19 protein-coding genes are annotated in these 23,613 nt (G+C 68.1%); 8 read left to right on the forward strand and 11 right to left on the reverse strand.

Annotated features, from left to right (window positions below; translation table 11 throughout):
- Positions 1-128 precede the first annotated feature (128 nt).
- A complete protein-coding gene (locus H7X47_RS12900) occupies positions 129-1,295 on the reverse strand; it encodes a PQQ-dependent sugar dehydrogenase (RefSeq protein WP_319633599.1) in 1,167 nt (388 codons plus the stop codon).
- A 269-nt stretch (positions 1,296-1,564) separates the two neighbouring features.
- Between H7X47_RS12900 and zwf the strand changes: the two genes are divergently transcribed.
- Genes zwf through pgi form a run of 5 tightly spaced genes read left to right on the forward strand, consistent with a single transcriptional unit; the run spans position 1,565 to position 7,913 of the window.
- Positions 1,565-3,040: a glucose-6-phosphate dehydrogenase gene (gene zwf, locus H7X47_RS12905; RefSeq protein ID WP_193369092.1), complete on the forward strand. Its 1,476-nt coding sequence runs from the start codon at positions 1,565-1,567 to the stop codon at positions 3,038-3,040.
- Complete coding sequence (gene pgl, locus H7X47_RS12910; RefSeq protein ID WP_227010445.1) at positions 3,040-3,759, forward strand: 6-phosphogluconolactonase; 720 nt, start codon at positions 3,040-3,042, stop codon at positions 3,757-3,759. The genes zwf and pgl overlap by 1 nt, the downstream gene beginning before the upstream one ends.
- Before the next feature lie 37 nt (positions 3,760-3,796).
- Positions 3,797-5,623 (forward strand): phosphogluconate dehydratase, encoded by a 1,827-nt coding sequence (gene edd, locus H7X47_RS12915; RefSeq protein WP_193369093.1) that lies wholly within the window; start codon positions 3,797-3,799, stop codon positions 5,621-5,623.
- Complete coding sequence (eda, locus tag H7X47_RS12920; protein ID WP_193369095.1) at positions 5,620-6,258, forward strand: bifunctional 4-hydroxy-2-oxoglutarate aldolase/2-dehydro-3-deoxy-phosphogluconate aldolase; 639 nt, start codon at positions 5,620-5,622, stop codon at positions 6,256-6,258. Before edd ends, eda begins: the two co-directional genes overlap by 4 nt.
- 14 nt (positions 6,259-6,272) lie before the next feature.
- Positions 6,273-7,913: a glucose-6-phosphate isomerase gene (gene pgi / locus H7X47_RS12925; RefSeq protein ID WP_193369096.1), complete on the forward strand. Its 1,641-nt coding sequence runs from the start codon at positions 6,273-6,275 to the stop codon at positions 7,911-7,913.
- On the opposite strand, the gene H7X47_RS12930 is transcribed toward pgi, so the two are convergent.
- The 8 genes from H7X47_RS12930 to H7X47_RS12965 all read right to left on the reverse strand — a co-directional run bounded on the left by H7X47_RS12930 (position 7,910) and on the right by H7X47_RS12965 (position 16,522).
- Positions 7,910-8,830, reverse strand: a complete 921-nt coding sequence (locus H7X47_RS12930) for a sulfite exporter TauE/SafE family protein (protein ID WP_193369097.1) — start codon at positions 8,828-8,830, stop codon at positions 7,910-7,912. The genes pgi and H7X47_RS12930 overlap by 4 nt on opposite strands.
- A 208-nt stretch (positions 8,831-9,038) precedes the next feature.
- A complete protein-coding gene (locus H7X47_RS12935; protein WP_193369098.1) occupies positions 9,039-9,782 on the reverse strand; it encodes an SDR family oxidoreductase in 744 nt (247 codons plus the stop codon).
- A gap of 21 nt (positions 9,783-9,803) precedes the next feature.
- The gene (locus tag H7X47_RS12940; RefSeq protein ID WP_193369099.1) at positions 9,804-10,799 is read right to left on the reverse strand and encodes a LysR family transcriptional regulator; all 996 of its coding nucleotides are present in this window, start codon (positions 10,797-10,799) and stop codon (positions 9,804-9,806) included.
- A gap of 40 nt (positions 10,800-10,839) precedes the next feature.
- Positions 10,840-11,460 (reverse strand): sarcosine oxidase subunit gamma, encoded by a 621-nt coding sequence (locus H7X47_RS12945; RefSeq protein WP_193369100.1) that lies wholly within the window; start codon positions 11,458-11,460, stop codon positions 10,840-10,842.
- The gene (locus H7X47_RS12950) at positions 11,453-14,419 is read right to left on the reverse strand and encodes a sarcosine oxidase subunit alpha family protein (protein ID WP_193369101.1); all 2,967 of its coding nucleotides are present in this window, start codon (positions 14,417-14,419) and stop codon (positions 11,453-11,455) included. Before H7X47_RS12950 ends, H7X47_RS12945 begins: the two co-directional genes overlap by 8 nt.
- Positions 14,416-14,709, reverse strand: a complete 294-nt coding sequence (locus tag H7X47_RS12955; RefSeq protein ID WP_193369102.1) for a sarcosine oxidase subunit delta — start codon at positions 14,707-14,709, stop codon at positions 14,416-14,418. Before H7X47_RS12955 ends, H7X47_RS12950 begins: the two co-directional genes overlap by 4 nt.
- A 13-nt stretch (positions 14,710-14,722) precedes the next feature.
- Positions 14,723-15,982, reverse strand: coding sequence for a sarcosine oxidase subunit beta family protein (locus H7X47_RS12960; protein ID WP_193369103.1), 1,260 nt, complete (start codon positions 15,980-15,982; stop codon positions 14,723-14,725).
- 120 nt (positions 15,983-16,102) lie between these two features.
- The gene (locus H7X47_RS12965; protein ID WP_193369104.1) at positions 16,103-16,522 is read right to left on the reverse strand and encodes a hypothetical protein; all 420 of its coding nucleotides are present in this window, start codon (positions 16,520-16,522) and stop codon (positions 16,103-16,105) included.
- A gap of 189 nt (positions 16,523-16,711) precedes the next feature.
- Here H7X47_RS12965 and H7X47_RS12970 point away from each other — a divergent pair, with 189 nt between their 5' ends.
- Complete coding sequence (locus tag H7X47_RS12970) at positions 16,712-18,055, forward strand: NAD(P)/FAD-dependent oxidoreductase (RefSeq protein WP_193369105.1); 1,344 nt, start codon at positions 16,712-16,714, stop codon at positions 18,053-18,055.
- An 18-nt stretch (positions 18,056-18,073) separates the two neighbouring features.
- Here the strand turns inward: H7X47_RS12970 and H7X47_RS12975 are convergent, their stop codons facing one another.
- Positions 18,074-18,634 carry a PAS domain-containing protein gene (locus H7X47_RS12975; protein WP_193369106.1) on the reverse strand — a complete coding sequence of 187 codons (561 nt, stop codon included), beginning with the start codon at positions 18,632-18,634 and terminating at the stop codon, positions 18,074-18,076.
- Between the two features lie 181 nt (positions 18,635-18,815).
- Here H7X47_RS12975 and H7X47_RS12980 point away from each other — a divergent pair, with 181 nt between their 5' ends.
- Positions 18,816-19,109: a putative quinol monooxygenase gene (locus H7X47_RS12980; protein ID WP_193369108.1), complete on the forward strand. Its 294-nt coding sequence runs from the start codon at positions 18,816-18,818 to the stop codon at positions 19,107-19,109.
- A 5-nt stretch (positions 19,110-19,114) separates the two neighbouring features.
- Here the strand turns inward: H7X47_RS12980 and H7X47_RS12985 are convergent, their stop codons facing one another.
- Positions 19,115-20,761 (reverse strand): OpgD/OpgG family glucan biosynthesis protein, encoded by a 1,647-nt coding sequence (locus tag H7X47_RS12985; protein WP_193369110.1) that lies wholly within the window; start codon positions 20,759-20,761, stop codon positions 19,115-19,117.
- Between the two features lie 337 nt (positions 20,762-21,098).
- On the opposite strand from H7X47_RS12985, the gene H7X47_RS12990 reads away from it, so the two are divergent.
- The gene (locus H7X47_RS12990; RefSeq protein ID WP_193369111.1) at positions 21,099-23,516 is read left to right on the forward strand and encodes a GcvT family protein; all 2,418 of its coding nucleotides are present in this window, start codon (positions 21,099-21,101) and stop codon (positions 23,514-23,516) included.
- The last annotated feature ends 97 nt before the right edge of the window (positions 23,517-23,613 follow it).

Here is a 23,613-nt window from a genome sequence, read left to right on the forward strand (position 1 = left end):
CCTGGGAAGGCCGCTTGCCCCAATGAGGCAGAATCTAGGGGTTTCCCCGCAGTTTTCCCGTTAACCTAATCGCAGTGGTAGAGAGGTGTCTTGGGAGCACAAGTGAGCCGACGGCCGACGACGCCTTGTCAGGGGCTGCCGGGCTCCAGGCGGATCAGCCGGCCGTTGCGGCTGTCGGTCAGCAGGTAGAGGTAGCCGTCGCGGCCGCTGCGTACGTCGCGAATGCGCTCACGCAGCCCTGTCAGCAGCTCCTCCTGGCCGGTCACCTCGCCCCCAACCAGTTCCAGCCGCCGCAGGTGGCGGCCGGCCAGCGCGCCGACGAAGAGGTCGCCCTTCCATTGCGGAAAGAGATCGCCGTCATAGAAAGCCATGCCGCTGGGCGCGATGGAGGGCACCCAATAGACCACCGGCTGCTCCATGCCCGGCGCCTCGGTCTTGTCGGAGATGATGGCGCCGGAGTAGTCGATGCCGTAGGTGATGGCCGGCCAGCCGTAGTTGGCGCCGGCCTTCAGGATATTCACCTCGTCGCCGCCGCGCGGTCCGTGCTCGTGCGCCCAGACCTCGCCGCTGGCCGGATTTAAGGCGAGGCCCTGCACGTTGCGGTGACCGTAGCTGAAGATCTCCGGGCGCGTGCCATCGACGCCCAGGAAGGGATTGTCTCCGGGGATCTCGCCGTCGTCTTCCAGGCGAATGATGCTGCCCAGGTGATTGGCGGGGTTCTGTGCCTCCCGCATATAGTTGCGGCGGTCGCCGAGGCTGATGTAAAGCCGGCCGCTGCGGTCGAAGGTCAGGCGAGAACCGTAGTGGGCGCCGCCGGGCGTTTTCGGCTCTGCGCGGAAGATTACTTCCAGCTCGTCTAGTTTGTTGCCGTCGAAGCGGGCACGGGCCACTTCGGTTCCGGCGCCGCCGGGGCCGGCCCCTGCGTAGGACAGGTAAACAAGCCGGTTCTCCGCGAAGTCCGGATGCAGGGCCACATCCAGCAGCCCACCCTGGCCGCGCGCCGCGACCTGCGGCGCCCCGGGGATCGCTTTCGTTTGCAGCTTTCCGTCCTTGAAGAGGCGCAATTGGCCTGTGCGCTCGGTGATCAGGATGCCACCGCCGGGCAGGAAGGCCATGCCCCAGGGATGGTCCAGGCCTCTGGCCAGGGTCACGACACGGAAGGCGGCCTGCTCCGAGGCCTCTACGCGGTCCTGGGCCAAGGCGGGTCCGGCGGGCAAGGCAGCCAGCGCGAGCAACGCGCCGGCGATCGAAGCTGTCATGAAGCCGTTCGAAAGCGAGAAGAGGGCCCTGGTCACAAGCGTTGCTCCCGGCAGTGCTGACTGTGGCTAAACTTGGCGCTGCGGGCGGCGGGGTCAATGCGTGCCTGACGGCTGTTCCGGGAGTCTTCCGAAAAGAGGCTTGGCAAGGCGGGGCAGAATCAGGTACAAAGCGCCGTTTCATCAACAAGGTTGATTTATTATCCGCCGAATCGGTGTAGCCTTGGAAGCATCCTCAGGTAGGCTGACGCCGGTCGGTGCCGGCCGCCAAAACCTACGTACACCAATAACTTACCGGACAGACGCCCTTGACCGCACAGACCATTCCCGTCGATCCCTTCGAGCTGGTCGTCTTCGGCGGCACCGGCGACCTGGCGTTCCGCAAACTGCTGCCGGCGCTGTTCCACCGCGACCAGGCCGGGCAGATCGTCGGGCCCAGCCGCATCATCGCCGTCTCCCGCCGCCAGATGTCGGACGCCGAGTACAAGACCAAGACCCGCGAGGCGATCGAGCGCTTCGTGGCCCCGGAGGACCGGGATGAAAGCCAGGTCGACCACTTCGTCGACCGGGTCAGCTACGTCGCCGTCGACGGGGCCGGCGAGGATGGCTGGGAGGACCTCAAGGCGCGGCTCGGTAACGCCGACGCCTTCATCCGGGTCTTCTACCTGGCGGTCAATCCGGAACTCTTCGGGCCGATCTGTCAGGGCATCGCGCGCAACGGCCTCAACAGCCGGGAATCCCGCGTGGTGATCGAAAAGCCCATCGGCAAGGACTTCAAGACCGCCCAGGCTGTCAACGAAGCGGTGGGCGCCGTCTTCGACGAGCACCAGATCTACCGCATCGACCACTACCTGGGTAAGGAGACGGTGCAGAACCTCATGGCGCTGCGCTTCGCCAACGCCCTCTTCGAGCCGCTGTGGAACAACGCCCATATCGACCATGTGCAGATCACCGTGGCCGAGGACATCGGCGTCGAGGGGCGTGCGGCCTACTACGACACCGCGGGCGCCCTGCGCGACATGGTGCAGAACCACATCCTGCAGCTGCTCTGCCTGGTCGCCATGGAGCCGCCGACCCATATGGACGCCGACGCGGTGCGCGATGAGAAGCTGAAGGTGCTGAAGGCCCTGACGCCGATCGACGGGCAGAGCGTCGAGCGCCTGACGGTACGCGGGCAATATGCTGCCGGGGCTTCGGCCGGCGGTGCAGTAAAGGCCTATTCGGAGGAGATCGGCAACGGCTCCCTGACCGAGACCTTCGTCTCCCTGAAGGCGGAGATCGCCAACTGGCGCTGGGCCGGCGTGCCCTTCTACCTGCGCACCGGTAAGCGCCTGGCCAGCCGGGTCTCGGAGATCGTCGTCGCCTTCCACGAGATTCCCCATTCCATCTTCGGCAGCGACGCCGGGAGCGTGGCGGCCAATCACCTGGTGATCCGCCTGCAGCCCGACGAGGGCGTGAAGCTGTGGATCATGATCAAGGACCCGGGCCCGGGCGGCATGCGCCTGAAGCACGTGCCCCTGGACATGTCCTTCGCCCAGGCCTTCGGGGGACGCAATCCGGACGCCTACGAGCGCTTGCTGATGGACGTGGTGCGCGGCAACCCGACCCTCTTCATGCGCCGCGACGAGGTCGACGCCGCCTGGCACTGGATCGACCCCATCCTGGAGACCTGGAAGAGCAAGGGCGATGCGCCCAAGCCCTATACCTCGGGAACTTGGGGGCCCAGCGCTTCGGTGGCCCTGATCGAACGCGACGGGCGCACCTGGTACGAGGACGTGGCCTGATGGGGCCGCAGGGCCCTCAGGTGACCATGTCGCGTCACGACTTTGAGACGCCGCAGGACCTGGCCGCGGCTCTGGCGGAAGCGGTGGCCGACAATCTGCGGGCGGGCCTTGCGGCGCGCGGCGCGGCCTGCCTGGCGCTCTCCGGCGGCCGCACGCCCGAGCTCTTCTTTGCCGCCCTGTCGCGGCAGGAGCTTGACTGGTCGAAGGTGTCGGTGACGCTGGTGGACGAGCGCTGGGTGCCGCTTGACAGCCCGCGCTCCAACGAGGCGCTGCTGCGACGTGGCTTGCTGCAGGGACCTGCGGCGGCGGCCGAGGTGGTCAGCCTTGTCACCGCGGACCCCGGCCCGGAAGAGGGGCTGCGCGAGGTCTCGGACCGCATCGCGGCCTTGCCCTTGCCTTTTGATGCCGTAGTTCTTGGTATGGGGAGCGATGGGCACACGGCCTCCTTCTTTCCCGGCGGCGACCGCCTGGCCGAGGCGATCGACCCGGCCGGGAGCGCCCTGGTGCTGCCGCAGCGCGCGCCGGGCGCGGGAGAGCCGCGGATCACCCTGACTTTGCCCCTCATCGTGGCGGCCCGCAGCGTCTATCTTCACATCGAGGGGGCGGAGAAGGCGGCGGTGCTGAAGACCGCGTTGCAGGACGGCCCGGTGGCGGACATGCCGCTGCGCGCCGTACTGCGCTCGCCCGGGCTGCCGCTGGACATCTACTGGTGCCCCTGAGGCACCGATAGCCACCGAAGGAGCAAGGAGACAGTCGATGACCCTGCATGACCGTGTGGCCGAAGTGACCGATCGCCTGAAGGCACGCAGCCGCGACAGCCGCCAGGCCTACCTGGAGCGGATCCGCGGGGCCGGGGAGAGCGGTCCGCGGCGAACGACGCTTTCCTGCGGCAACCTGGCCCACGGCTTTGCCGCCTGCGGCCTGTCCGACAAGACGGCGCTGAAGGGCGACGTGGTGCCGAACCTCGCCATTATCACCGCCTACAACGATATGCTCTCGGCCCACCAGCCCTTCGAGCGTTTCCCGGAGCTGATCAAGCAGGCGGCGCGCGACGCCGGCGGCGTGGCGCAGGTCGCCGGCGGCGTGCCGGCAATGTGCGACGGAGTCACGCAAGGCCAGCCTGGCATGGAGCTGTCGCTCTTCTCGCGCGACGTCATCGCCTTGGCCGCCGCCGTGGGCCTGTCCCACAACATGTTCGATGCCGCTGTCTTCCTGGGCGTCTGCGACAAGATCGTGCCGGGCCTGGTGATCGCGGCGCTCTCCTTCGGGCATCTGCCCGCGGTCTTCGTGCCGGCGGGCCCCATGCCCTCGGGCATGCCCAACGACGAGAAGGCGCGCATCCGCCAGCTCTATGCCGAGGGCAAGATCGGCCGCGACGAGCTGCTGGAGGCGGAGTCCAAGTCCTACCACGGACCCGGCACCTGCACCTTCTACGGCACCGCCAACTCCAACCAGATGCTGATGGAGATCATGGGCCTGCACCTGCCGGGGTCTTCCTTCGTCAATCCCAACACGCCGCTGCGCGACGCCCTGACGGCGGAGGCGGCCAAGCGGGCGCTGGCCATTACCGCGCTGGGCAACGCCTACACGCCGGTCGGCGAGATGATCGACGAGCGCGCGGTGGTCAACGGCGTGGTCGGCCTGCACGCCACCGGCGGCTCCACCAACCACACCCTGCACCTGGTGGCCATGGCCGCGGCGGCGGGCATCAAGCTCACTTGGGACGATATCGCCGATCTGTCGGACGTGGTGCCGCTGCTGTGCCGCATCTATCCCAACGGCCTGGCCGACGTGAACCACTTCCATGCCGCCGGCGGCATGGGCTTCCTGATCGCCGAACTGCTCGACGGCGGCCTGCTGCACGGCGACGTCACCACGGTCTGGGGGCAGGGGCTGGAATCCTACCGCCAGGAACCGACGCTGACCCACGACGGCTCCGTGGTCTGGGAGCCGGCGGCCGCCCGGAGCCACGATGAAGAGGTCCTGGCGCCGCTGGGGCAGGCCTTCTCGGCCAACGGCGGCCTCAAGATGCTGGACGGCAACCTGGGCCGCGCGGTCATCAAGGTTTCGGCGGTGAAGCCGGAACGCCACGTCATCGAGGCGCCGGCGGTGATCTTCCAATCCCAGGACGATCTCATGGCCGCTTTCAAGGCGGGCGAGTTGGAGAAGGATTTCGTCGCCGTGGTGCGCTTTCAGGGGCCGCAGGCCATCGGCATGCCGGAGTTGCACAAGCTGACGCCGCCGCTGGGCGTGCTGCAGGACCGCGGCTTCAAGGTGGCGCTGGTGACCGATGGCCGCATGTCCGGTGCCTCTGGTAAGGTGCCGGCGGCCATCCACGTGACGCCGGAGGCCGCGGCGGGCGGGCCCATCGCCAAGCTGCGCGAGGGCGACATGCTGCGCCTCGACGCCGTGGCCGGGATCTTGACGGCCCTGGTCCCGGAGGCAGACTGGGCGGCGCGCGAGGCGGTCCAGGCGGATCTCTCGGCCAGCCATGCTGGCCTTGGGCGCGAACTTTTTGCATCCTTCAGGGCGGCGGCAGGGCCCGCCGACCAGGGGGCGCACGTTTTCGGAGGGGGTTTGTGACAGAACGGCAAAAGGGGATCGCAGCGGTCCTCAAGCTGGCGCCGGTGGTGCCGGTCCTGGTGATCGACGAGGTGGCGACCGCGGTTCCCTTGGCGCGGGCCCTGGTGGCCGGAGGTCTGAAGGCCATCGAGGTGACCTTCCGCACGCCGGCGGCGCTGGAATCGATCCGCGCCATCGCCGGCGAGGTGGAGGACGCGGTGGTCGGGGCCGGGACGGTGCTGACGGCCAAGCAGGTGGCTCAGGCGGCTGACGCCGGCTGCCGCTTCATGGTCTCGCCCGGCGCTTCCCTGGATCTGCTGGCGGCGGTGAAGGATTGCCCGGTACCGCTGCTGCCCGGCGCGGCCACGGCCTCGGAGGCCATGACCTTGTTGGAGCAGGGCTATGCCTTCCAGAAGTTCTTTCCGGCCGAGCCCGCGGGCGGCGTCGCCTACCTGAAGGCGCTGTCCTCGCCGCTGGCCGGCATCACCTTCTGCCCGACCGGCGGCATCTCGCGCGCCAGCGCCGGCAGCTATCTGGCGCTGCCTAACGTGGTCTGCGTCGGCGGCTCCTGGGTGGCGCCGGGCGACAAGGTCGCTGCCGGGGCCTGGGACGAGATCGAGGCCCTGGCCCGCGACGCGGCCGGACTGACAGCCTGAGGACCGAGACCATCATGACGGCAGCCGTTGAGAAAGCCTTCGAGGACCTGCGGGCCCATCACTGGGAGATGAAGGGCCTGCGGCTGCGCGATCTCTTCGCCGAGGATCCGGAGCGTTTCACGCATTTCTCGCTGCAGCTCGACGACCTGCTGCTGGACTACTCCAAGAACCTCGTCCTGCCGGAGACCATGGAGAAGCTGCTGACCCTGGCGCGGGCCGCCGACGTTGAGGGCGGCCGCGAGGCCATGTTCGGCGGTGAGCGGATCAACAGCACCGAGGGGCGGGCGGTCCTCCACACGGCGCTGCGCAACCGTTCGCAGCGCCCGGTACTGGTCGACGGCCACGACGTCATGGGCGACGTGCGCGAGGTGCTGGCGGCGATGGGCGGTTTTGCCGATGCGGTCCGCGACGGCGCCATCGGCGGCGCCACGGGGGAGAGCTTCACCGATGTGGTGAACATCGGCATAGGCGGCTCCGATCTCGGGCCCGCCATGGTGACCCGCGCGCTGTCACCCTACGGGCGGCCGGAGCTGCGCTGCCACTTCGTCTCCAACGTCGACGGGGCGCACCTCAGCGATACCCTGCAGGGCCTGGACCCGCGCCGAACGCTGTTCCTCGTCGCGTCCAAGACCTTCACGACCCAGGAGACCATGACCAACGCGCGCTCGGCGCGGGCCTGGCTGGTCAAGGCTCTGGGCGAGGCGGCGGTGAGCGATCACTTCGCCGCCATCTCCACGAACCTGGAAGCGGTCGCCGGCTTCGGCATCTCCGAATCCCGCATCTTCGGCTTCTGGGACTGGGTCGGCGGGCGCTACTCGGTGTGGTCGGCCATCGGCCTGCCGGTGATGATCGCCATCGGGCCCGCGCGTTTCGGTGAGTTTCTGAAAGGTGCCTTCGAGATCGACGAGCACTTCCGCTCGGCCCCTCTGGCCGCCAACTTGCCGGTGGTGCTGGCGTTGCTCGGCGTCTGGTACCGCAATGTCTGGGGCTTCGGCTCCCATGCCGTGTTGCCCTACGACCAGCGGCTGGAGCGCTTCACCGCCTACCTGCAGCAGCTCGACATGGAGTCCAACGGCAAGGGGGTGACCCTGACCGGCCATCCGGTGACCGAGGCGACCGGCCCCGTGGTCTGGGGCGAGCCGGGCACCAACGGCCAGCACGCCTTCTATCAGCTTTTGCACCAGGGTAGCGACGTTGTCCCTTGCGACTTCCTGGTCGCCGCCGAACCGCAGGAGGACCTGGGCGATCACCACGCGCTCTTGGTCTCCAACTGCCTGGCGCAGTCCGAGGCGCTGATGCGCGGCAAGACCGCCGAGGAGGCGCGGGAGGAATTGGCGGCCGCCGGCCTGAACGAGCGCCGCATCGAGGCGCTGCTGCCGCACAAGGTTTTCCCCGGCAACCGGCCTTCCAACACGCTGATCTACCGCAAGCTCTGCCCGCGCACCCTGGGCCGCCTCATCGCACTCTACGAGCACAAGGTCTTCGTGCAGGGACGCATCTGGGGCATCAACTCCTTCGACCAATGGGGCGTCGAACTGGGCAAGCAACTGGCCGGAGAGCTGCTGCCGATGGTCAAAGGGGAGTCGGAGGCTGAAGGCCGCGACAGTTCGACCGTCGGCCTGCTGAAGGCGCTGGCGAAGTTCCGCGCCGACTAACCTGTTTCGGAAGTAATGGCGTAGACGTCGTCGGGCGGGACGGCCAGTTCCAGGAAGACCTCGATGCTCATGGCCAGGACCATGAGGGCCAGCAGGACGCGCAGCTGTTCGGTGCGCAGGCGCGCGCCGACACGCGCGCCGATCTGGGCGCCGACCGTACCGCCGATCAGCAGCAGCAATGCCAGCAGGGCATCGACCGTCTGATTGGTGACGGCCTGCAGTACCGTGACATTGGCGGCGACGAAGATGATCTGGAACAGCGAGGTGCCGACCACCACGGTCGAGGGCATGCCGATCAGGTAGATCATCGCCGGCACCATGACGAAGCCGCCGCCTACGCCCATGATGGCCGAGAGGAAGCCGACGAGGAAGCCGACCCCGGCCGGCACCAGCGCCGAGATGTAGAGCTTCGAGCGCCGGAAGCGCATCTTATAGGGCAGGTGGTGGATCCAGGTATGGCGGTGGGCGCCGCGCGTTGCCACCGCGCCGCCCTTGCCCCGGCGGTAGAACATCTTCAGGGCGTCGACCAGCATCAGGGTTCCGAGGGCGCCTAGCAGCACGACGTAGCAGAGCTGAATGGTCAGCTCGATCTGGCCCAGCGTCCGCAGCAGGCGGAACACCCAGACCCCCATCGTCGAGCCGGCGAAGCCGCCCAGCAGCAGGATCATGCCCATCTTCAGATCGACGTTGCGCCGCGCCCAGTGCGCCATGCAGCCGGAGACGCTGGCGCCGACAACCTGGTTGGCCGCCGAGGCGACGGCGATCGGCGGCGGGATGCCGATCTGCATGAGAAGAGGGGTGAGCAGGAAGCCACCACCGACGCCGAACATGCCCGAGATCAGCCCGACCCCCGCTCCGAGGCCAAGAATGAGAAAGAGGTTCTCGGAGATGCCGGCGATGGGGAGGTAAATTTCCATGCGGCGGGCTTAGAGCCTTCCCTCTTAAGACGAGGTTACTGCTGTTCCCGCAACGCCTCTCATTTGCCGGAGGGGCAGGAAGCGCCAGGGCGATGAATTGGATCAGATCGGGCCGAAAACCGCATTACCTGCAGCGCGGCGGGACCGTCTCTCCCTTCTAGTCGAACCACAGACGCCTGTCGACCGTGGAAGGCCGGGAGGAGGGCGGTTAAAACGCGGCGGCGCCGCCGTCGGCGGGAATGATGGCGCCGTTGATGAGGCTGGCCTCGTCGGAGGCGAGAAAAAGCGCCAGCTCCGCCACCTCCAGGGGCTGGCCCGGCGGAACGCGCCACTGCGGGTCGATCTCGTCGGTCATCCCCTGGGCGCGGGTGCGGTCGGTCAGCACCGGGCCCGGCGCGATGGCATTGACGCGGATGCCCAGCGGCCCGCATTGCAGGGCCATGGCCTGGGTCAGCGCGATGATGCCGCCCTTGGCGGCAGAGCAAGCGTCGGCGCCCCGGGTCCCTTTCAGCGCGCGGATCGAGGTGGTGTTGATCACCGCGCCGCCGCCGGCCTCCTGGATGTAGGGCACCGCGATGCGGCTGGCCAGGAAGGTGCCGTAGAGGTCCACCGAGACCGTGCGCCAGAATTCCTCCAGCGGAATGTCGAGGAAGCTGCCATCGCGCGCCGTGGCGCCGCCGGCGTTGTTGTAGAGCACGTCGAGGCCGCCGAAGGTGCCGGCCACCTCGTCGATGGCGTCCTCCACGTCTTCCGGTTCGCTGACGTCGGCCTGCAGGAACAGGACCTCGCCGCCCTCGGCCTCGGCCGCCGCCGCGGCGCGTTCCCCCGCCTCGCGGTCGGTGTCGAGGATCGCCACCTGCGCGCCTTCGCGCACAAAGAGCATGGCCGCGGCGGCACCGATGCCGTTCCCGCCGCCGGTGATGATCGCGCGCTTGCCGTGCAGCCGTGCCATGTTCTCCCCCGAATTGAGCCTTCAGCCGCGCCCCTCGATGCTGCGCAGGGCGGGGGCGGTTTCCTCCGGCCAGACGATGCTCGCCGCCAGCCAGGGTAGGGTGGCGTAGAGTTCCGGCAGGCGGCGGCGCAGGATGTCGCGGATGGCGGCGGCCAGCACTTCCGGCGCCGCGCCCAGGTCGCCGCGCCGCGCGACCAGAGAGACGGGGCGCGAGAAGCGGCCACGTCGCAGCGGTTCGATCCGCAGGCGCTCCAGACGGCCGGCTTCCTGCAGCAGGCAGAGCGGCGTCGTCATGCTCCAGCCCATGCCGCCGGCCACCGCTGAGAACTGGCTGATGGCGGTGTCGAATTCGGCGTCGATGGGCACGTTGAGGCGCAGGCGGTTTAGCTGTCCTTCGATCTGGCGGCCGATGGCCGAGCGCAGCGAGTAGCGCACGAAGGGCATGCCGGTCAGCGCCTCCAAGGGCTCGCTGGGGCCGTCGTAGTTCGCGGGAAAGACCAGCACGAAGGGCTCGGTCAGGATGGGATGGCTCTCCAGGCCCTCGACGCCGTCCAGCTCGTCGGTGGTGGTGACCACCGCGTCCACCGTGTGGTTCATCAGCAGGGCATGGTTGTCGGGCGAGATGCCGGCCCAGATGCGCCAGCGCTTGGCGAGGCCGCGCTGCTCGGCGACCAGCTGCGGGCCGACCGAGTTGGCGATGCTCTCGGCCATGGCCAGGGTCAGGCTGGAAAGCTGCTTCAGTTCGCGATCGCGCAGGTCGCGGTAGAGGTCGCCGGCCTCGGCCAGCATGGCCCGGCCGCGTTCGTAGAGGGTGGTGCCGGCGGCGGTCAGCGCCAGGGGGCGGACCGAACGGTCGAAGAGGGCGCTGCCGAGGGCCTCTTCCAGGTTGCTGACGATCTGCGAGACGCTGGACTGGGTGAGTCCCAGCTGCTTGGCGGCCGATGTCATGCCGCCGGCCTCCGCCACCATGACGAAGACGCGGATTGACTTCAGGTCGAAGCCCTGCGGCAAGTCCATCGAACAATCGGCCCCTTCTGATGAGGCCGTGGGAACGGCCTCAGGCGCTGCCGGGCGGGTCGACGCGGTAACCGGTCTCGGCCGCCGCCTCGGTCAGCCAGTCCCAGAACGATAGCGCGAAGCCCCGGTAGACATAAAGGTCGAAGCTGTCCCCCCCAAGCTTGTCGGCCGAGAGCCGACGGACGACAACGCCGACCTCGTGGACCGCGGATTGCGCCACCTTCATCGGTGGGAAGGCCTGCGGGTGCAGGTCGAGAGCGAGGCCCTTGGCCAGGACCCAGGCGGCTTTCGGCCCGCTCACCCGGATCGCGATGCGGGCATGCGAGAGGTCGGCGACGGCGCCGAGCGCCGGCGGGATCTGTTCGCCCAGGCGGGCGGCGAGGCGCGGATCGCCGCTTTCGACCAGCCAGCGTCCTGGGCTGAGGGCCAGGATGGCGCCACCGGCGTCGCCGCTGGAGCCGGCAGGGCCTTGCGGCGGGGCGCAGCCGATGAGGGAGGCGAGGATGCCCTCCACCTGCTCGGCGGTCTCCGGCCAGGCGGCCACCTGGACCAGGGAAACCAGCTTGCGCTCCGTGAGCGTGACGGCCGCGTCGCCGGCGGGAACGCGGGCCTCGCTGTGGCCGCGCAAGGGCGAGACGGCCGGGGAGATTGCCTCAGACATGCATGCGGCTCCCTTCGGGATCGAAGAAGTGAGAAGAGACCACCTCTACGTCCACGTCGATGTTCTTCAGCGGGTAGGTCGCGACCAGCTTCTCGCCGACGCGCTCCGGCCCGTCCTCCAGCAGGCCGAGGGCGATGTACTTCTCCAGGGCCGGGCTGTAGGTGGTGGAGGTGATGTGCCCCAGGCTGCGCGGCGGAGAAGAGGTGTCGTTGGCGGCGACCAGGTGCGCGCCGGCGCGGATCTTGCCGCCGTCGGCGGAGACAAAGCCGACCAGCTTCAGGCGCGCCGGATCGGTCAGGCCCTCGCGCTTCAGCATCGAAGAACCGATGTAGTGCTTCTTGCGCGAGGTCATGCCGGCGAGGCCCAGGTCCTCGGCCGTGGTGCGGCCGTCCAGCTCCGGTCCGGCCACGTGACCCTTCTCGATGCGCAGGGTGCCCAGCGCCTCGACGCCGTAAGGGATCATGCCGAAGGGCTTGCCGGCCTCCAGGATACGGCTCCAGACCGCCTCGCCGTGATGGGCGCCGCAGTAGACCTCGTAGGCCAGTTCGCCGGAGAAGGAGAGCCGCGCCACCAGCACCGGCAGACCATTCAAGTGTCCCTTGCGCACGCCCATGAAGGGCAGGGCCTCGTTCGACATGTCGAGGTCGTCGAGGACGCTGGCCAGCACCTCCCGGCTCTTGGGGCCGGAGACCGCCATGCCCGCCCACTGCTCGGTGACCGAGGTGACCGCGACCTTCAGCTCCGGCCAGACCGCCGCCAGCAGGAATTCGAGCTGGGAGAGGACCGGCGCGGCATTGGCCGTGGTGGTGGTCATAAGGAACTGGGTTTCGCTGAGCCGCCAGGTGGTGCCGTCGTCCCAGAGGAAGCCGTCCTCGCGCAGCATCAGGCCATAGCGCGCCTTGCCCTCCGGCAGCTTCAGGAAGCCGTTGGAATAAACGCGGTTCAGGAACTCGGCGGCGTCCAGTCCCTGCACGTCGATCTTGCCCAGGGTCGAGACATCGACCATGCCGACGCTCGCGCGCACCTGGCGCGCCTCGCGGCTGTAGGCCTGCTCCACCGTTTCGCTGCCCTGGGCGTAGATGCGCGGGCGCAGCCACAGGCCGGCGGCCTGCATCTCGGCGCCGTTTTCCACGTGCCAGTCGTGCATTGCCGTGCGCCGGGTCGGGCGGAAGTGGCTGCCGCGCGCCTGGCCGGCCAGGGCCCCGAGGGAGACCGGCGTGTAGGGCGGGCGGAAGCGGGTGGTGCCGACCTCGGGGATTGAGAGCTTGCGCTCCCGTGCCATCAGAGCCAGGCCGGTGACGTTGGAGGTCTTGCCCTGGTCGGTGGCCATGCCCAGCGTGGTGTAGCGCTTCAAATGCTCGACCGAGCGGAAGCCCTCGCGGTGGGCGAGGCTGATGTCCGAGGCTGTCACGTCGTGCTGCAGGTCAACGAAGGCCTTGCCCTTGCCGTGCGGCGGGCGCGCGTCCCACACCGGCAAGGGCACGTCCGCCAATGGTTCAGTCTTGGCGCCGGGCAGGGACACCGGGTTAGGCGAGAGTCCGCAGGCCCGCGCCGCCTCCGCCCCGGCCTGCGCGCCCTCGGCGAAGCAGGCGGCGCTGTCGAGCGTGCCCTGGCAGGCCCCGGCGGCACGCCAGGGCTGCGAGGCCTCGCCGGGCAGGAAGGCGGTCAGGCTGTCGTCCCAGCGCGCCGGGCCGCCGGCCTGGCTCGCCAGGTGGATGGTCGGGGTCCAGCCGCCGCTGACCAGCAGGCAGTCGGCGCTGATCTGGCGCTGGGCGCCGTCGCGCGCGCCCTGGACGGGATCGAAAGCCGCGACTTCGATGCCGCTGAGCCGCTGGCCGCCGAGAGCACGGGTGACCACCTGACCCAACAGCAGTTCCGCGCCGCTGGCCGCGGCGATGGCCTGCGCCTCGGCGCCGATCTCCCGGCGGGCGTCGACGATGGCGCTCACGGCCACGCCCGCAGTGGTCAGCGCCGCAACGCTGCGGTAGGCGCCGTCGTTGTTGGCGAAGACGGCGACCCGGCGGCCCGGCGCGACGCCGTGGCGCTCGACATAGAGGCGGCCGGCGTCGGCCAGCATAACGCCCGGCTTGTCGTTGTCGCCGAAAATGATGGGCCGCTCGATGGCGCCCGTGGCCAGCACCACCTGTTTCGCGCGGATCGTCCAGTGGCGCTCGCGCGGCTGGCCTTCCGCCGGCGCCGCGACGTGGTCGGCAACCCGCTCGACGGCGCCCAGGGTGTTGTCGTCGTAGTAGCCGTAGACCGTGGTGCGTGCCAGCAAGGTGACGTTGTCGAGCGCGGCAAGTCCCGCAAGGTTTTCCTGAGCGCTGGCCGAGCCACGCAGATTGCCGCCGAGCGCGCTCTGCTCGTCGGCGAGGATGACGCGCGCGCCGCTGGAGGCCGCGGCGGTGGCGGCCATCAGCCCTGCCGGGCCGGCGCCGACCACCAGCACGTCGCAGAAAGCGTTCATTTCCTCGTAGCGGTCCGGGTCGGGCAGCAGCGTGCCGGCGCCCAGGCCCGCCGCCTTGCGGATGAAATACTCGTAGAGCATCCAGGCCTTGCGCGTCGGGCCCATGAATGTCTTGTAGTAGAAGCCCGCCGAGAACAGCGGCCCGGCGAGCTGGTTCATCGCCATGACGTCGAAGGCCAGCGAGGGCCAGCGGTTCTGGCTGCTGGCCTCCAGGCCGTCGTAGAGCTCCACCACTGTCGCCCGCGTGTTGGGCTCGGCGCGGGCGCCGCTGCGCAGCGTCACCAGCGCGTTGGGTTCCTCAACGCCGGCCGAAAAGAGGCCGCGCGGGCGGTGGTACTTGAAGCTGCGCCCGAAGAGGTCGACGCCGTTGGCGAGCAAGGCCGAGGCCAGGGTGTCGCCGGCATAACCTTGGTAGCGCTTGCCGTCGAAGGCGAAGCTCAGCGGCCTGGCGCGGTCGATCTGCCCGCCCGAAGAAAGCCGATAGCCGCTCATGCCACGTCCCGCCCTTGCTTCGGCGCGGCGGCGGCCCAGGGCCCGACGACCTCGGCGCCCTCGATCTTGTGGGTCACCGTGTCGCGCGCCACCTTCAGCCACAGGCGGCAGCCCTGGCCGTGGTGCCAGTACTCGACGTGACGGCCGCGTGGGTTGTCGCGGTGGAAGACGTAGTCGCACCAGTCCTCGGCCGTCGCGCTATCCGGATTCGGGCGCTCCTTCGTCGCGTCGCCGCCGTAGGTGAACTCGGCCACGTCGCGCGGGCCGCAGTGGGGGCAGGGGATCAGCATTCTTGCGGCTTCCTTAGTGCAGTTCGGGGCGCGGCCCGGCGCCGCGCTCGTCGATCACGCGACCCTGGCAGAAGCGCTCCAGGGTGAAGGCGGCGTTCAGTTCGTGCGGCGCGTCGTTGGCGATGGTCGAGGCGAAGCACCAGCCCGAGGCCGGGGTCGCCTTGAAGCCGCCGTAGCACCAGCCGGCGTTGATGTAGAGGCCGTCGATCGGCCCCTTGCAGATGATCGGGCTGCCGTCCATCGACATGTCCATGATGCCGCCCCAGGAGCGCAGCAGGCGCAGCCGCGCCAGGTTGGGGAAGAGGGTCACGGCGGCGGCGGCCACGTGCTTCACGATCGGCAAGTTGCCGCGCTGGGCGTAGGAGTTGTAGCCGTCGATGTCGCCGCCGAAGACCAGGCTGCCCTTGTCCGACTGGGAGATGTAGAGGTGCCCGGCGCCGAAGGTGACGACGCCGTCGATCAGCGGCTTCAGCGCTTCGGTGACGAAGGCCTGCAGCACGTGGCTTTCGATGGGGATGTTGTTCAGCCCTGCCTTCTGCAGCACCACCGAGGAGTTGCCGGCCACGGCGACGCCCACCTTGCCGGCGCGGATGGCGCCGCGGGAGGTCTCGACGCCCACGATGGCGCCGCCCTCACGGATAAAGCCGGTGACCTCGCAGTTCTCGATGAGGTCGACGCCCTGGCGGTCGGCACCGTAGGCGAAGCCCCAGGCCACGGCGTCGTGGCGCGCGGTGCCGGCGCGCGGCTGCAGCAGGCCGCCGGCCACGGGAAAGCGGGTGTTCTGGGACATATCGATGCCGGGCGCGTATTTCGCCACCTGGTCGCGGTCCAGCAGCTCGGCGTCGATGCCGTGCAGGCGCATGGCGTTGCCGCGCCGTGCGTAGGCGTCGAGCTGGCTCGGCGTGTGGGCCAGGTTCAGCACCCCGCGCTGGGAGAACATGACGTTGTAGTTCAGGTCCTGGGACAGGCCCTCCCAGAGCTTCATGGAGTGTTCGTAGAAATAGGCGTTGGCCGGCAGCATGTAGTTGGAGCGCACGATGGTGGTGTTGCGCCCGATGTTGCCGCCGCCCAGCCAGCCCTTTTCCAGGACGGCCACGTTGGTGATGCCGTGGTTCCTGGCCAGATAGTAGGCGGTGGCCAGGCCGTGCCCGCCGCCGCCGATGATGATCACATCATAGGCCGGTTTGGGCTCCGGCGAGCGCCACACGCGCTCCCACTTCCTGTTGCCGCTCAAGGCGTTGCCGAGCAGCGAAAAGACCGAATAACGCGCCATGCTCAAGGGTTCCCGGGAACTGAGATGGGGCCATTAGGGCGCGACTTTGCGCCCGGGTCCAGCGCCGGGCGGCAGTATCGGATTATTCAATCCGCGGGATCGGCAGGGGTGATGGTGAGGCTAGCGGCCCAGGTCCTGCTCCGGGCCGATCGGCCGGGGCTGCTCGCGGACCCGCTGTTCGAAACCGCTCGCCGCGAAGGAGATCCGGCCGTTGTCGCAGTCGATCTCGTAGTCCCGGAGGGTGACCTGCCCGTTGGCGGAGGGGCGCGGATCGCCGCGCTTCAGTTCCATGATGAAGAGCTGCATGTAATTCTTGAAGTCGATCCCGGCCTTGAAATCCGACACGTTCCGGAAAACCAGTTCGCAGGGCGAGACCCAGAACCGGAAGCTGTTCTCCGGCAGCTTTTCCCAGCGAAAGATATAGTCGATATCCAGCTTTAGCCGGTGTTCGTTGTCCGGAAACCGCACAGAGTAGATGCGGCAGTCGTGCCAGCCCATCTGCTCGAAGTCCGCATCGGTCCAAAGCTCTTTGACTTCCATGCCTGCCGCCTCGGGATCCTGGGGCCGCGATGTGCTTCGGCTCACTCTATCCACAAAGCGACCTGCGATCCTCTGATTTTCCTCTCCATCGGGTCTGCCGATGCAGGGTTATCGTTCTCGCCGATTGTGCGCCCAAGGCCCCGGAAAGGTCTTAGTCTCTGCGGGAAATCAGCCTCTTGGAGCAGTTACATGGCCTTTCCCGACAGCAGCCGCTACGTGATCATCGGCGCCGGCATCCACGGTCTCTCGACCGCGCTGCACCTGGCGCAGGCGCTGGAGGCGCGCGGCCAGGGCGGCGGCAAGGACGTCCTGGTCATCGACAAGGGCGGCATCGCCGCCGGGGCCAGCGGCATCGCCTGCGGGGTGGTGCGCAACAACTACTTCCAGCCGGCCATGCGCGAGCTCATGGCCCATTCGGTCCAAGTCTGGGAGAGCGACCCCAAGGCCTACAGCTATCATCCCGTCGGCTACATGCAGATCAGCCCGGAGGTGATGCACGAGGACGTCGCCTCGATCTACCAGCAGCAGCAGGCCATCGGTTACGAGTCGGTCTTCGTCGAGGGCGCGGCGGACTCCGAGCGCTACATGAAAGGCCTCTTCGACGACTGGCAGGCCAAGGGCATCACCTCGGTCCTGCACGAGAAGAAGGGCGGCTACGCCAACAACACCGCGGCGCTCTACGGGCTCGCCGACAAGGCCGAGGCGCTGGGCGTGCGCGTCCTGACCGGCGTCACCGTCACCGGCTTCGAGTTCGGCCACAACTCGGAGGCCGTGGCCGCCGTCGAGACCGACAAGGGGCGCATCGCCTGCGACCAGCTGGTCATCGGCACGGGCCCCTGGGTGCGCGACTTCTGGGACATGCTGGAGCTGCCCAAGAGCGTGACCATCAAAGGCAAGGACGGCAGCGAACATCCGGACGTGCCGATGTGGCGCTACTGGCAGCTGGAGGAGGGGGTGCTGGGCGTCGAGCCGGGTTATCTCACCACCAATGACGGCGCCATGCCGCCGGTGATGCACGTGGACACCGACGCACCACTCATGAGCGACGTCGACGGCTCACTCATCACCGACCAGCTCTGGGGCATCTACTACAAGCCGGATTTCCACTTCAACGGCGTGCAGGGCGGCGCTTCGCCCTACGAGGTCACCACGCCGGTCGACGATGTCGCCATCGACCCCTACGGGCCGTCCTCGCCGGAGTTCGTCGCCTCGCCGGAATTCGTGCACATGTGGTGCTCGGCGCTGGCCCACTGCCACAAGCGCTTCGAGGGCAAGATCGGCCTCTACAAGAAGGAGCCCTCGGGCGGCATCGGCTGCTTCACGCCGGACTCCTTCCCGGTCTTCGACCGCTTCCGCGAGAATGCCTACGTCATCGCGGACTCCAACCACGGCTACAAGATGATCGGCGTCGGCAAGCTGGTGGCCGAGGAGATGCTGAACGGCACGCCCGAGCTGCTGAAGCCCTTCCGCTTCTCGCGCTACGCCGAAGGCGATCTCCACCCGGTCTCCCACAGCCCCTTTCCCTGGAGCTGATGCGGAAAAGGCGGAGGTTCAGGGAATATCGGTGACGGGTAGGAAGTAGACGTCCGGCTGCCGCATCTTTGCCGGCGTGTCGCTATGTTCCCATTCGCAGACCGTCATGCCCAGGAGGCTGGTTGCTTCTTTTCCGGAATCGCCGCTCAGTGGCAGTATCAGGCGGCCGCCGTGGCCGGTCCGGTCGGCGCCGTAGTAAACCATTCCCTTCATGGAAATGACGCACTGCTGCTCGATGGCACGCCGCCAGGCACGCTCTACGATCACCAGGCGCTCGGGCTTCACGAAATCGCGCAGATTGAGGCCCTTGAGATTCGCGCGTCCGAAGACACGCGCGATTTCGTTGCCGGCCAGGCGGTAAACGAAGCCCTCGCCAGGGATATAATCGACCAGGAAAATACGCGACAGCGCCCAGCTGATGTCGATCGGATCGATGTCGTTTTTCTTTGGAATCGGCGCGCCATGGCGCTTTGCACACCAATAATCGAACAACCGCCGGAGTTGGGGCTGCTCAACGAGGTCCGACACCTTGGTCGTCTGGTGCCCAGAGTCGTCAGCGGATGGATCTTGATCGGACACTTGGCTCCTCCCTGAAGACCCGATGCCGAGTGGGAGCCGGAAACAATAGGCAACTGCCGGCGCCGGGATCAAGGCGCAAGCCATCGCCGTGTCACCGCGACCGGGGGCTTTCGCGTTGGAAGGTTCAGCTTCTCGGGAATTCCGGATAGGATCGCCACCGTTCAACGGCGGAGGATGCGAAATGCTCGCAGTGACGGTCGTTTTCAATATCAAGCCCGAAGCGGTGACCGAGTTCCGTCGGGTGGTTCTTCAGCAAGCGAAGAATTCTCTGGAGAAGGAAGAGTCCTGCCGGCGCTTCGACGTTTGTTTCGACGACGCGCGCCCGGCCATGGCGTTTCTTTACGAACTCTATGACGACCGGGCCGCTTTCGATCTTCACCTGGCGAGCGATCATTTTAAGAATTTCGACGCCGAGTCCGGTCCCCTGGTGGAAAGCCGGGTGATCGAGACCTGGCAGCTGCAGCCAGCGACCTGACCGGGTCAGCTGCGGGGGCCGCGGGCCGGGCGGAACTGGTAGAGCCAGGTCTCGCTGAGCGGTTCTTTTCCCAGCGCGAGGTACATCCGCAGTTCCACCGGCTCTTCGCCCTCCACCGCGAGATCGAAGACGGCACGCCAGGCCTTGGTGCCGGGGACCGGCTCGGCGAAGACGCGGGAGACCTCACCGCGCGAGGCGGTGACCACAGGCTCCGGTTCGCTCTTGCCGTTCAGGCCCGGCAAGCGTCCGCCTTCGAAGTCCACCACGAACTTGGTCAGCCCGGGCGGACGCGGCTTGCCGGGCTGGCCGCCGCGGCCCAGGCGCGTGGCCGTCACCCGGGCGAAGTCGCGGGCCGGGTAGGGCTCCTCGGCCAACCAGTGCAGGCGGTAGGTCAGGTGGCGGCTGTCGCCCGCCTTGGCCGCCGCCTGCGCCACCCAGCAGGCGACGATGTTGTCGTGGATCTCGTCGTCGGTGGGGATTTCCAGCAGTTGCACACTGCCGGGCCCCCAGTCGCCCAGGGGCTCGACCCAGAGGCTGGAGCGGCGCTCGTAGTGGACGCCGTCCAGGTAGTGGTCGAAGTCGCGGTCCCGCTGCAGCAGGCCGAAGCCGCGCGGATTGTCGTCGAAGAAGGAGGAGAGGGTAACCTGCTCCGGATTGTTGAGCGACCGCCAGAGGCGTTCGCCGCCGCCGGTCCACAGCGCGAGGCCGTCGGAGTCATGGATCTCCGGGCGCCAGTCCATGCGGGCGGGACGGTCGCCCTCCGAATAGAAGTACATGGAGGTCAAGGGCGCGAGACCGAGGCGGGCCACGTCGCGGCGCAGGAAGAGGTGTTTTTCCACCTCCATGATCACCCCGGCGCCGCGGGTGAGGGAGAAGCGGTAGGCGCCGGCGAGGCTGGGGCCGTCCAGCAGGGCATAGACCGCCACCGGGTCCCCCGCCTTTTCGGCGGGGGCGATGTAGAACTCGGTGAAATCGGGGAACTCCTCGGGCCCCGAGAGCGTTGGGTTCACCACGACGCCGCGCGCCGAAAGGCCGTATTGCTCCAGCTCGCCGATGGCGCGGAAATAGGAGGCGCCGAGGAAGGCGATCCAGTCGTGGCTGCGCCACCAGTCTTGGGACTTTCCGGCGTCGCGCCCGATCGACTCCTGCAGGCGAAAGCCGGCGAAGCCGGAATCCTCGGGCAGGCGGCGGGCGATGGAGTCTGCCGGCATCTCGAAGTAATCAGGCGAATAGAGGATTTCCCGCGCCTCCATGCCGCCCGGGCCGCTCGCCAGCGCATGCATCTTCACCGACTTGCCGAAAAAGCGGCCCAGGTGGAAGAAGGTCGCCGGGTAGGCGCTCTTTGGCCCGCCAGACTCGGGACCATAGAGCGCCCGGTCCGGATCGAAGCGGATCTTGCCGTGGGCCTCGTAGTCGATCTGCTCCACGACTTGCGGCGCTGGGCGGTAGGGCGGCTGGTAGGCTCTGCCGGCGGTTTCCCTCGCCCGCTGCGTCAGCGCCTCGAAGCTGAAGGGCCGGGCCGGGCCGAAGTGGAGACCGCCGCCTTGCGCCCAGCTTTCCAGTGGCCCCAGGAGGGCCGGACCGGCGGCGCCTACGGCGGCTCCCAGAGAGGCAAGTTCCAGCAGCCTGCGTCTGGAAAACGGTCTCGGCATAAGATGGTCTCGCGATGCTGTTGGTCCGGATTTCGGGGGAAGGGGCTGGCAGGACCCTGGGCCCAGAAACTAGGCGACGGCGCCGCACCCCGGCCAAGGGCAATTTCCGGGCAAAGGACGGTGGCAAGCCGGCAGCTACGGACGCCGTCGCAAGAATGACGTGGTGGCGCGGGATTTCTTCCATTTCCCTCTGTCGGACAGGCCCCGGTCCCTTATCCTCTACGCGCCACGGATGGTCGCTGGCGGGCCTGAAAAGCGGGGGCCAGCCGACTATTTCTGAACCTGGCAGGTCCTGTGACGGGTAGATAGGAACAGGCGTTAAAACAAGGAAGTACTTATGAAATCCCATGCTCAGGTCGTGGTCATCGGCGGTGGCGTCGTCGGCTGCAGCGTCCTCTACCACCTGACCAAGGCCGGCTGGCGCGACGTCGTGCTGCTGGAGCGCAGCGAGCTGACCTCGGGCTCCACCTGGCATGCCGCCGGGGGCATGCACACCCTCAACAGCGATCCCAACGTCGCCAAGCTGCAGAGCTACACCATCAACCTGTACAAGGAGATCGAGGCGATCTCCGGCCAGTCCTGCAGCGCGCATATGCCCGGCGGCCTGATGCTGGCCGACACGCCGGACTGGCTGGACTTCCTGAAGGTGACCCAGGGCAAGGCGCGGGTGCTGGGCCTGGAGACCGAGCTCATCTCGATGGAGGAAGCGAAGGAGCGCCATCCGCTGATCAACGAGAAGCGCTTTCTCGGCGCTCTTTACGATCCGATGGAAGGCCATGTCGATCCTTCCGGCGTCACCCACGCCTACGCCAAGTCGGCGCGCATCGGCGGCGCCGAGATCGAGCGCTTCACCCGCGTCGTCGACCTGCAGCCGCTGACCAACGGAGGCTGGGAGGTCGTTACCGACAAGGGCGGGATCAAGGCCGAGCACGTGGTGAACTGCGGCGGCCTCTGGGCGCGCGAGGTCGGCCGCATGGTCGGCCTGGAACTGCCGGTTCTGGCCATGGAACACCACTATCTCGTCACCGACGAGATGCCGGAGGTGAGCGGACGCGCCCAGGAGCTGCCGCACTGCATCGACTTCGGCGCCGAGATCTACATGCGCCAGGAGCGTGGCGGCCTCGTCATGGGCACCTACGAGCGCAACTGCGTGCCCTGGTCGCCCAAGCAGACCCCCTGGGACTTCGGCCACGAGTTGCTGCAGCCGGACCTCGACCGCATCTCCGGCAATCTCGACCTTGCCTTCGACCATTTCCCGGCGCTGGAGACCGCCGGCATCAAGCAGGTCATCAACGGGCCCTTCACCTTCGCGCCCGACGGCAACCCTCTGGTCGGCCCGGTGCGCGGCCTGAAGAACTTCTGGGTCGCCTGCGGCGTCATGGCGGGCTTCAGCCAGGGCGGCGGCGTCGGCCTCGCGCTCTCCAACTGGATGGTGGAGGGCGACCCGGGCTTCGATGTCTTCGCGATGGACGTGGCACGCTTCGGGGACTTCGCGACCATGGCCTACACCAACGCCAAGGTGCGGGAGAACTACGGCCGGCGCTTCCGCATCACCTTCCCGAACGAGGAGCTGCCGGCGGCGCGCCCGCTGCGTACTACGGCGATCTACGATTGCCTCAAGGAGGAGAACGCCGTCTTCGGCGCGTCCTACGGCATGGAGCACGCCCTGTGGTTCGCACCCGAGGGAGAGGAGCCGGTGGAGACGCCGAGCTACCGCCGTTCCAATGCCTTCGAGCACGCGAAGGCCGAGTGCAAGGCGGTGCGCGAGGCGGTCGGCATGACGGAGACGGCCATCTTCGCCAAGTACGAGGTGACGGGCCCTGGGGCCGAGGGCTGGCTCTCGCAGCTGCTGGCCAACCGCATGCCGCGGGAAGGCCGCCTGGTGCTCACGCCGATGCTGAACCCCGGCGGCAAGATCATCGGCGACTTCACCGTCGCCAAGGCGGGGCCGGAACGCTTCTTTATCTTCGGCTCGGGCCCTGCCGAGGACTATCACCTGCGCTGGTTCGAGCAGCACCTGCCGGAAAGCGGCGTACGCCTGCAGTCCCGCAGCCGCGATCTTCAGGGTTTCATCATCGCCGGGCCGAGGTCGCGCGAACTGCTCGCGCGGCTCACCGACGACGACGTTTCCAATGCGGCTTTTCCCTTCATGGACTTCCGCCGCATGGATCTCGGCATGACGCCCGCCTGGGTCGGCCGGATCAACTTTACCGGCGACCTGGGCTACGAGCTCTGGGTGGCGCCCGATGGCCTGCGCCGCCTCTATGACGACCTGCTGGCGGCGGGCGAGGACCTGGGCCTGCGCCAGTTCGGCCTTCGCGCCATCCTCTCCCTGCGCCTGGAGAAGAGCTACGGCACCTGGGCGCGTGAGTACCGCCCGATCTACACCCCCGCCGAGGCCGGCCTCGACCGCTTCGTCGACCTGCGCAAGAACGACTTCATCGGCCGTGACGCCGTGCTGAAGGAGAAGGAGGCCGGCGGCCCCAAGCTGCGCCTCGTCACCTTCACGGTGGACGCGGACGGCGCCGACGTCGTCGGCGACGAGCCCGTCTGGCACAACGGCGAGGTGGTCGGCTGGGTTACTTCCGGCGGCTACTGCCACTGGGTCGACCGCTCGGTGGCGCTGGCCTACGTGCCGGCCGAGCTGGCGAAGGCTGACGGCGGTTTCGAGATCGAGATCCTCGGCGACCACCGCGCGGCAAAGCTGCAACCGGAGCCGCTCTTCGACCCCAGGCGCGAGCGCATGCTGGGGTAGGGGAGCCGCGCGGTGCGAATTAGCGCCGTGTCGGCTCCCGATGGTCCTGGCTAGCTGTCGCGGCGAACAAGCCGGTGATTGCTGCTGACCCTGGTTG

This window comes from Pelagibius marinus, assembly GCF_014925385.1.
In the GTDB taxonomy this organism is placed as follows: Bacteria; Pseudomonadota; Alphaproteobacteria; order Kiloniellales; family Kiloniellaceae; genus Pelagibius; species Pelagibius marinus.

Bases quoted from the DNA above. Each gene is read 5' to 3' on its own strand.
- pgl (WP_227010445.1), top strand. From the start codon at position 3,040: ATGGGGCCGCAGGGCCCTCAGGTGACCATGTCGCGTCACGACTTTGAG.
- edd (WP_193369093.1), top strand. From the start codon at position 3,797: ATGACCCTGCATGACCGTGTGGCCGAAGTGACCGATCGCCTGAAGGCA.
- pgi (WP_193369096.1), top strand. From the start codon at position 6,273: ATGACGGCAGCCGTTGAGAAAGCCTTCGAGGACCTGCGGGCCCATCAC.
- H7X47_RS12930 (WP_193369097.1), bottom strand. From the start codon at position 8,830: ATGGAAATTTACCTCCCCATCGCCGGCATCTCCGAGAACCTCTTTCTC.
- H7X47_RS12935 (WP_193369098.1), bottom strand. From the start codon at position 9,782: ATGGCACGGCTGCACGGCAAGCGCGCGATCATCACCGGCGGCGGGAAC.
- H7X47_RS12940 (WP_193369099.1), bottom strand. From the start codon at position 10,799: ATGGACTTGCCGCAGGGCTTCGACCTGAAGTCAATCCGCGTCTTCGTC.
- H7X47_RS12945 (WP_193369100.1), bottom strand. From the start codon at position 11,460: ATGTCTGAGGCAATCTCCCCGGCCGTCTCGCCCTTGCGCGGCCACAGC.
- H7X47_RS12950 (WP_193369101.1), bottom strand. From the start codon at position 14,419: ATGAGCGGCTATCGGCTTTCTTCGGGCGGGCAGATCGACCGCGCCAGG.
- H7X47_RS12955 (WP_193369102.1), bottom strand. From the start codon at position 14,709: ATGCTGATCCCCTGCCCCCACTGCGGCCCGCGCGACGTGGCCGAGTTC.
- H7X47_RS12960 (WP_193369103.1), bottom strand. From the start codon at position 15,982: ATGGCGCGTTATTCGGTCTTTTCGCTGCTCGGCAACGCCTTGAGCGGC.
- H7X47_RS12965 (WP_193369104.1), bottom strand. From the start codon at position 16,522: ATGGAAGTCAAAGAGCTTTGGACCGATGCGGACTTCGAGCAGATGGGC.
- H7X47_RS12970 (WP_193369105.1), top strand. From the start codon at position 16,712: ATGGCCTTTCCCGACAGCAGCCGCTACGTGATCATCGGCGCCGGCATC.
- H7X47_RS12980 (WP_193369108.1), top strand. From the start codon at position 18,816: ATGCTCGCAGTGACGGTCGTTTTCAATATCAAGCCCGAAGCGGTGACC.
- H7X47_RS12985 (WP_193369110.1), bottom strand. From the start codon at position 20,761: ATGCCGAGACCGTTTTCCAGACGCAGGCTGCTGGAACTTGCCTCTCTG.
- H7X47_RS12990 (WP_193369111.1), top strand. From the start codon at position 21,099: ATGAAATCCCATGCTCAGGTCGTGGTCATCGGCGGTGGCGTCGTCGGC.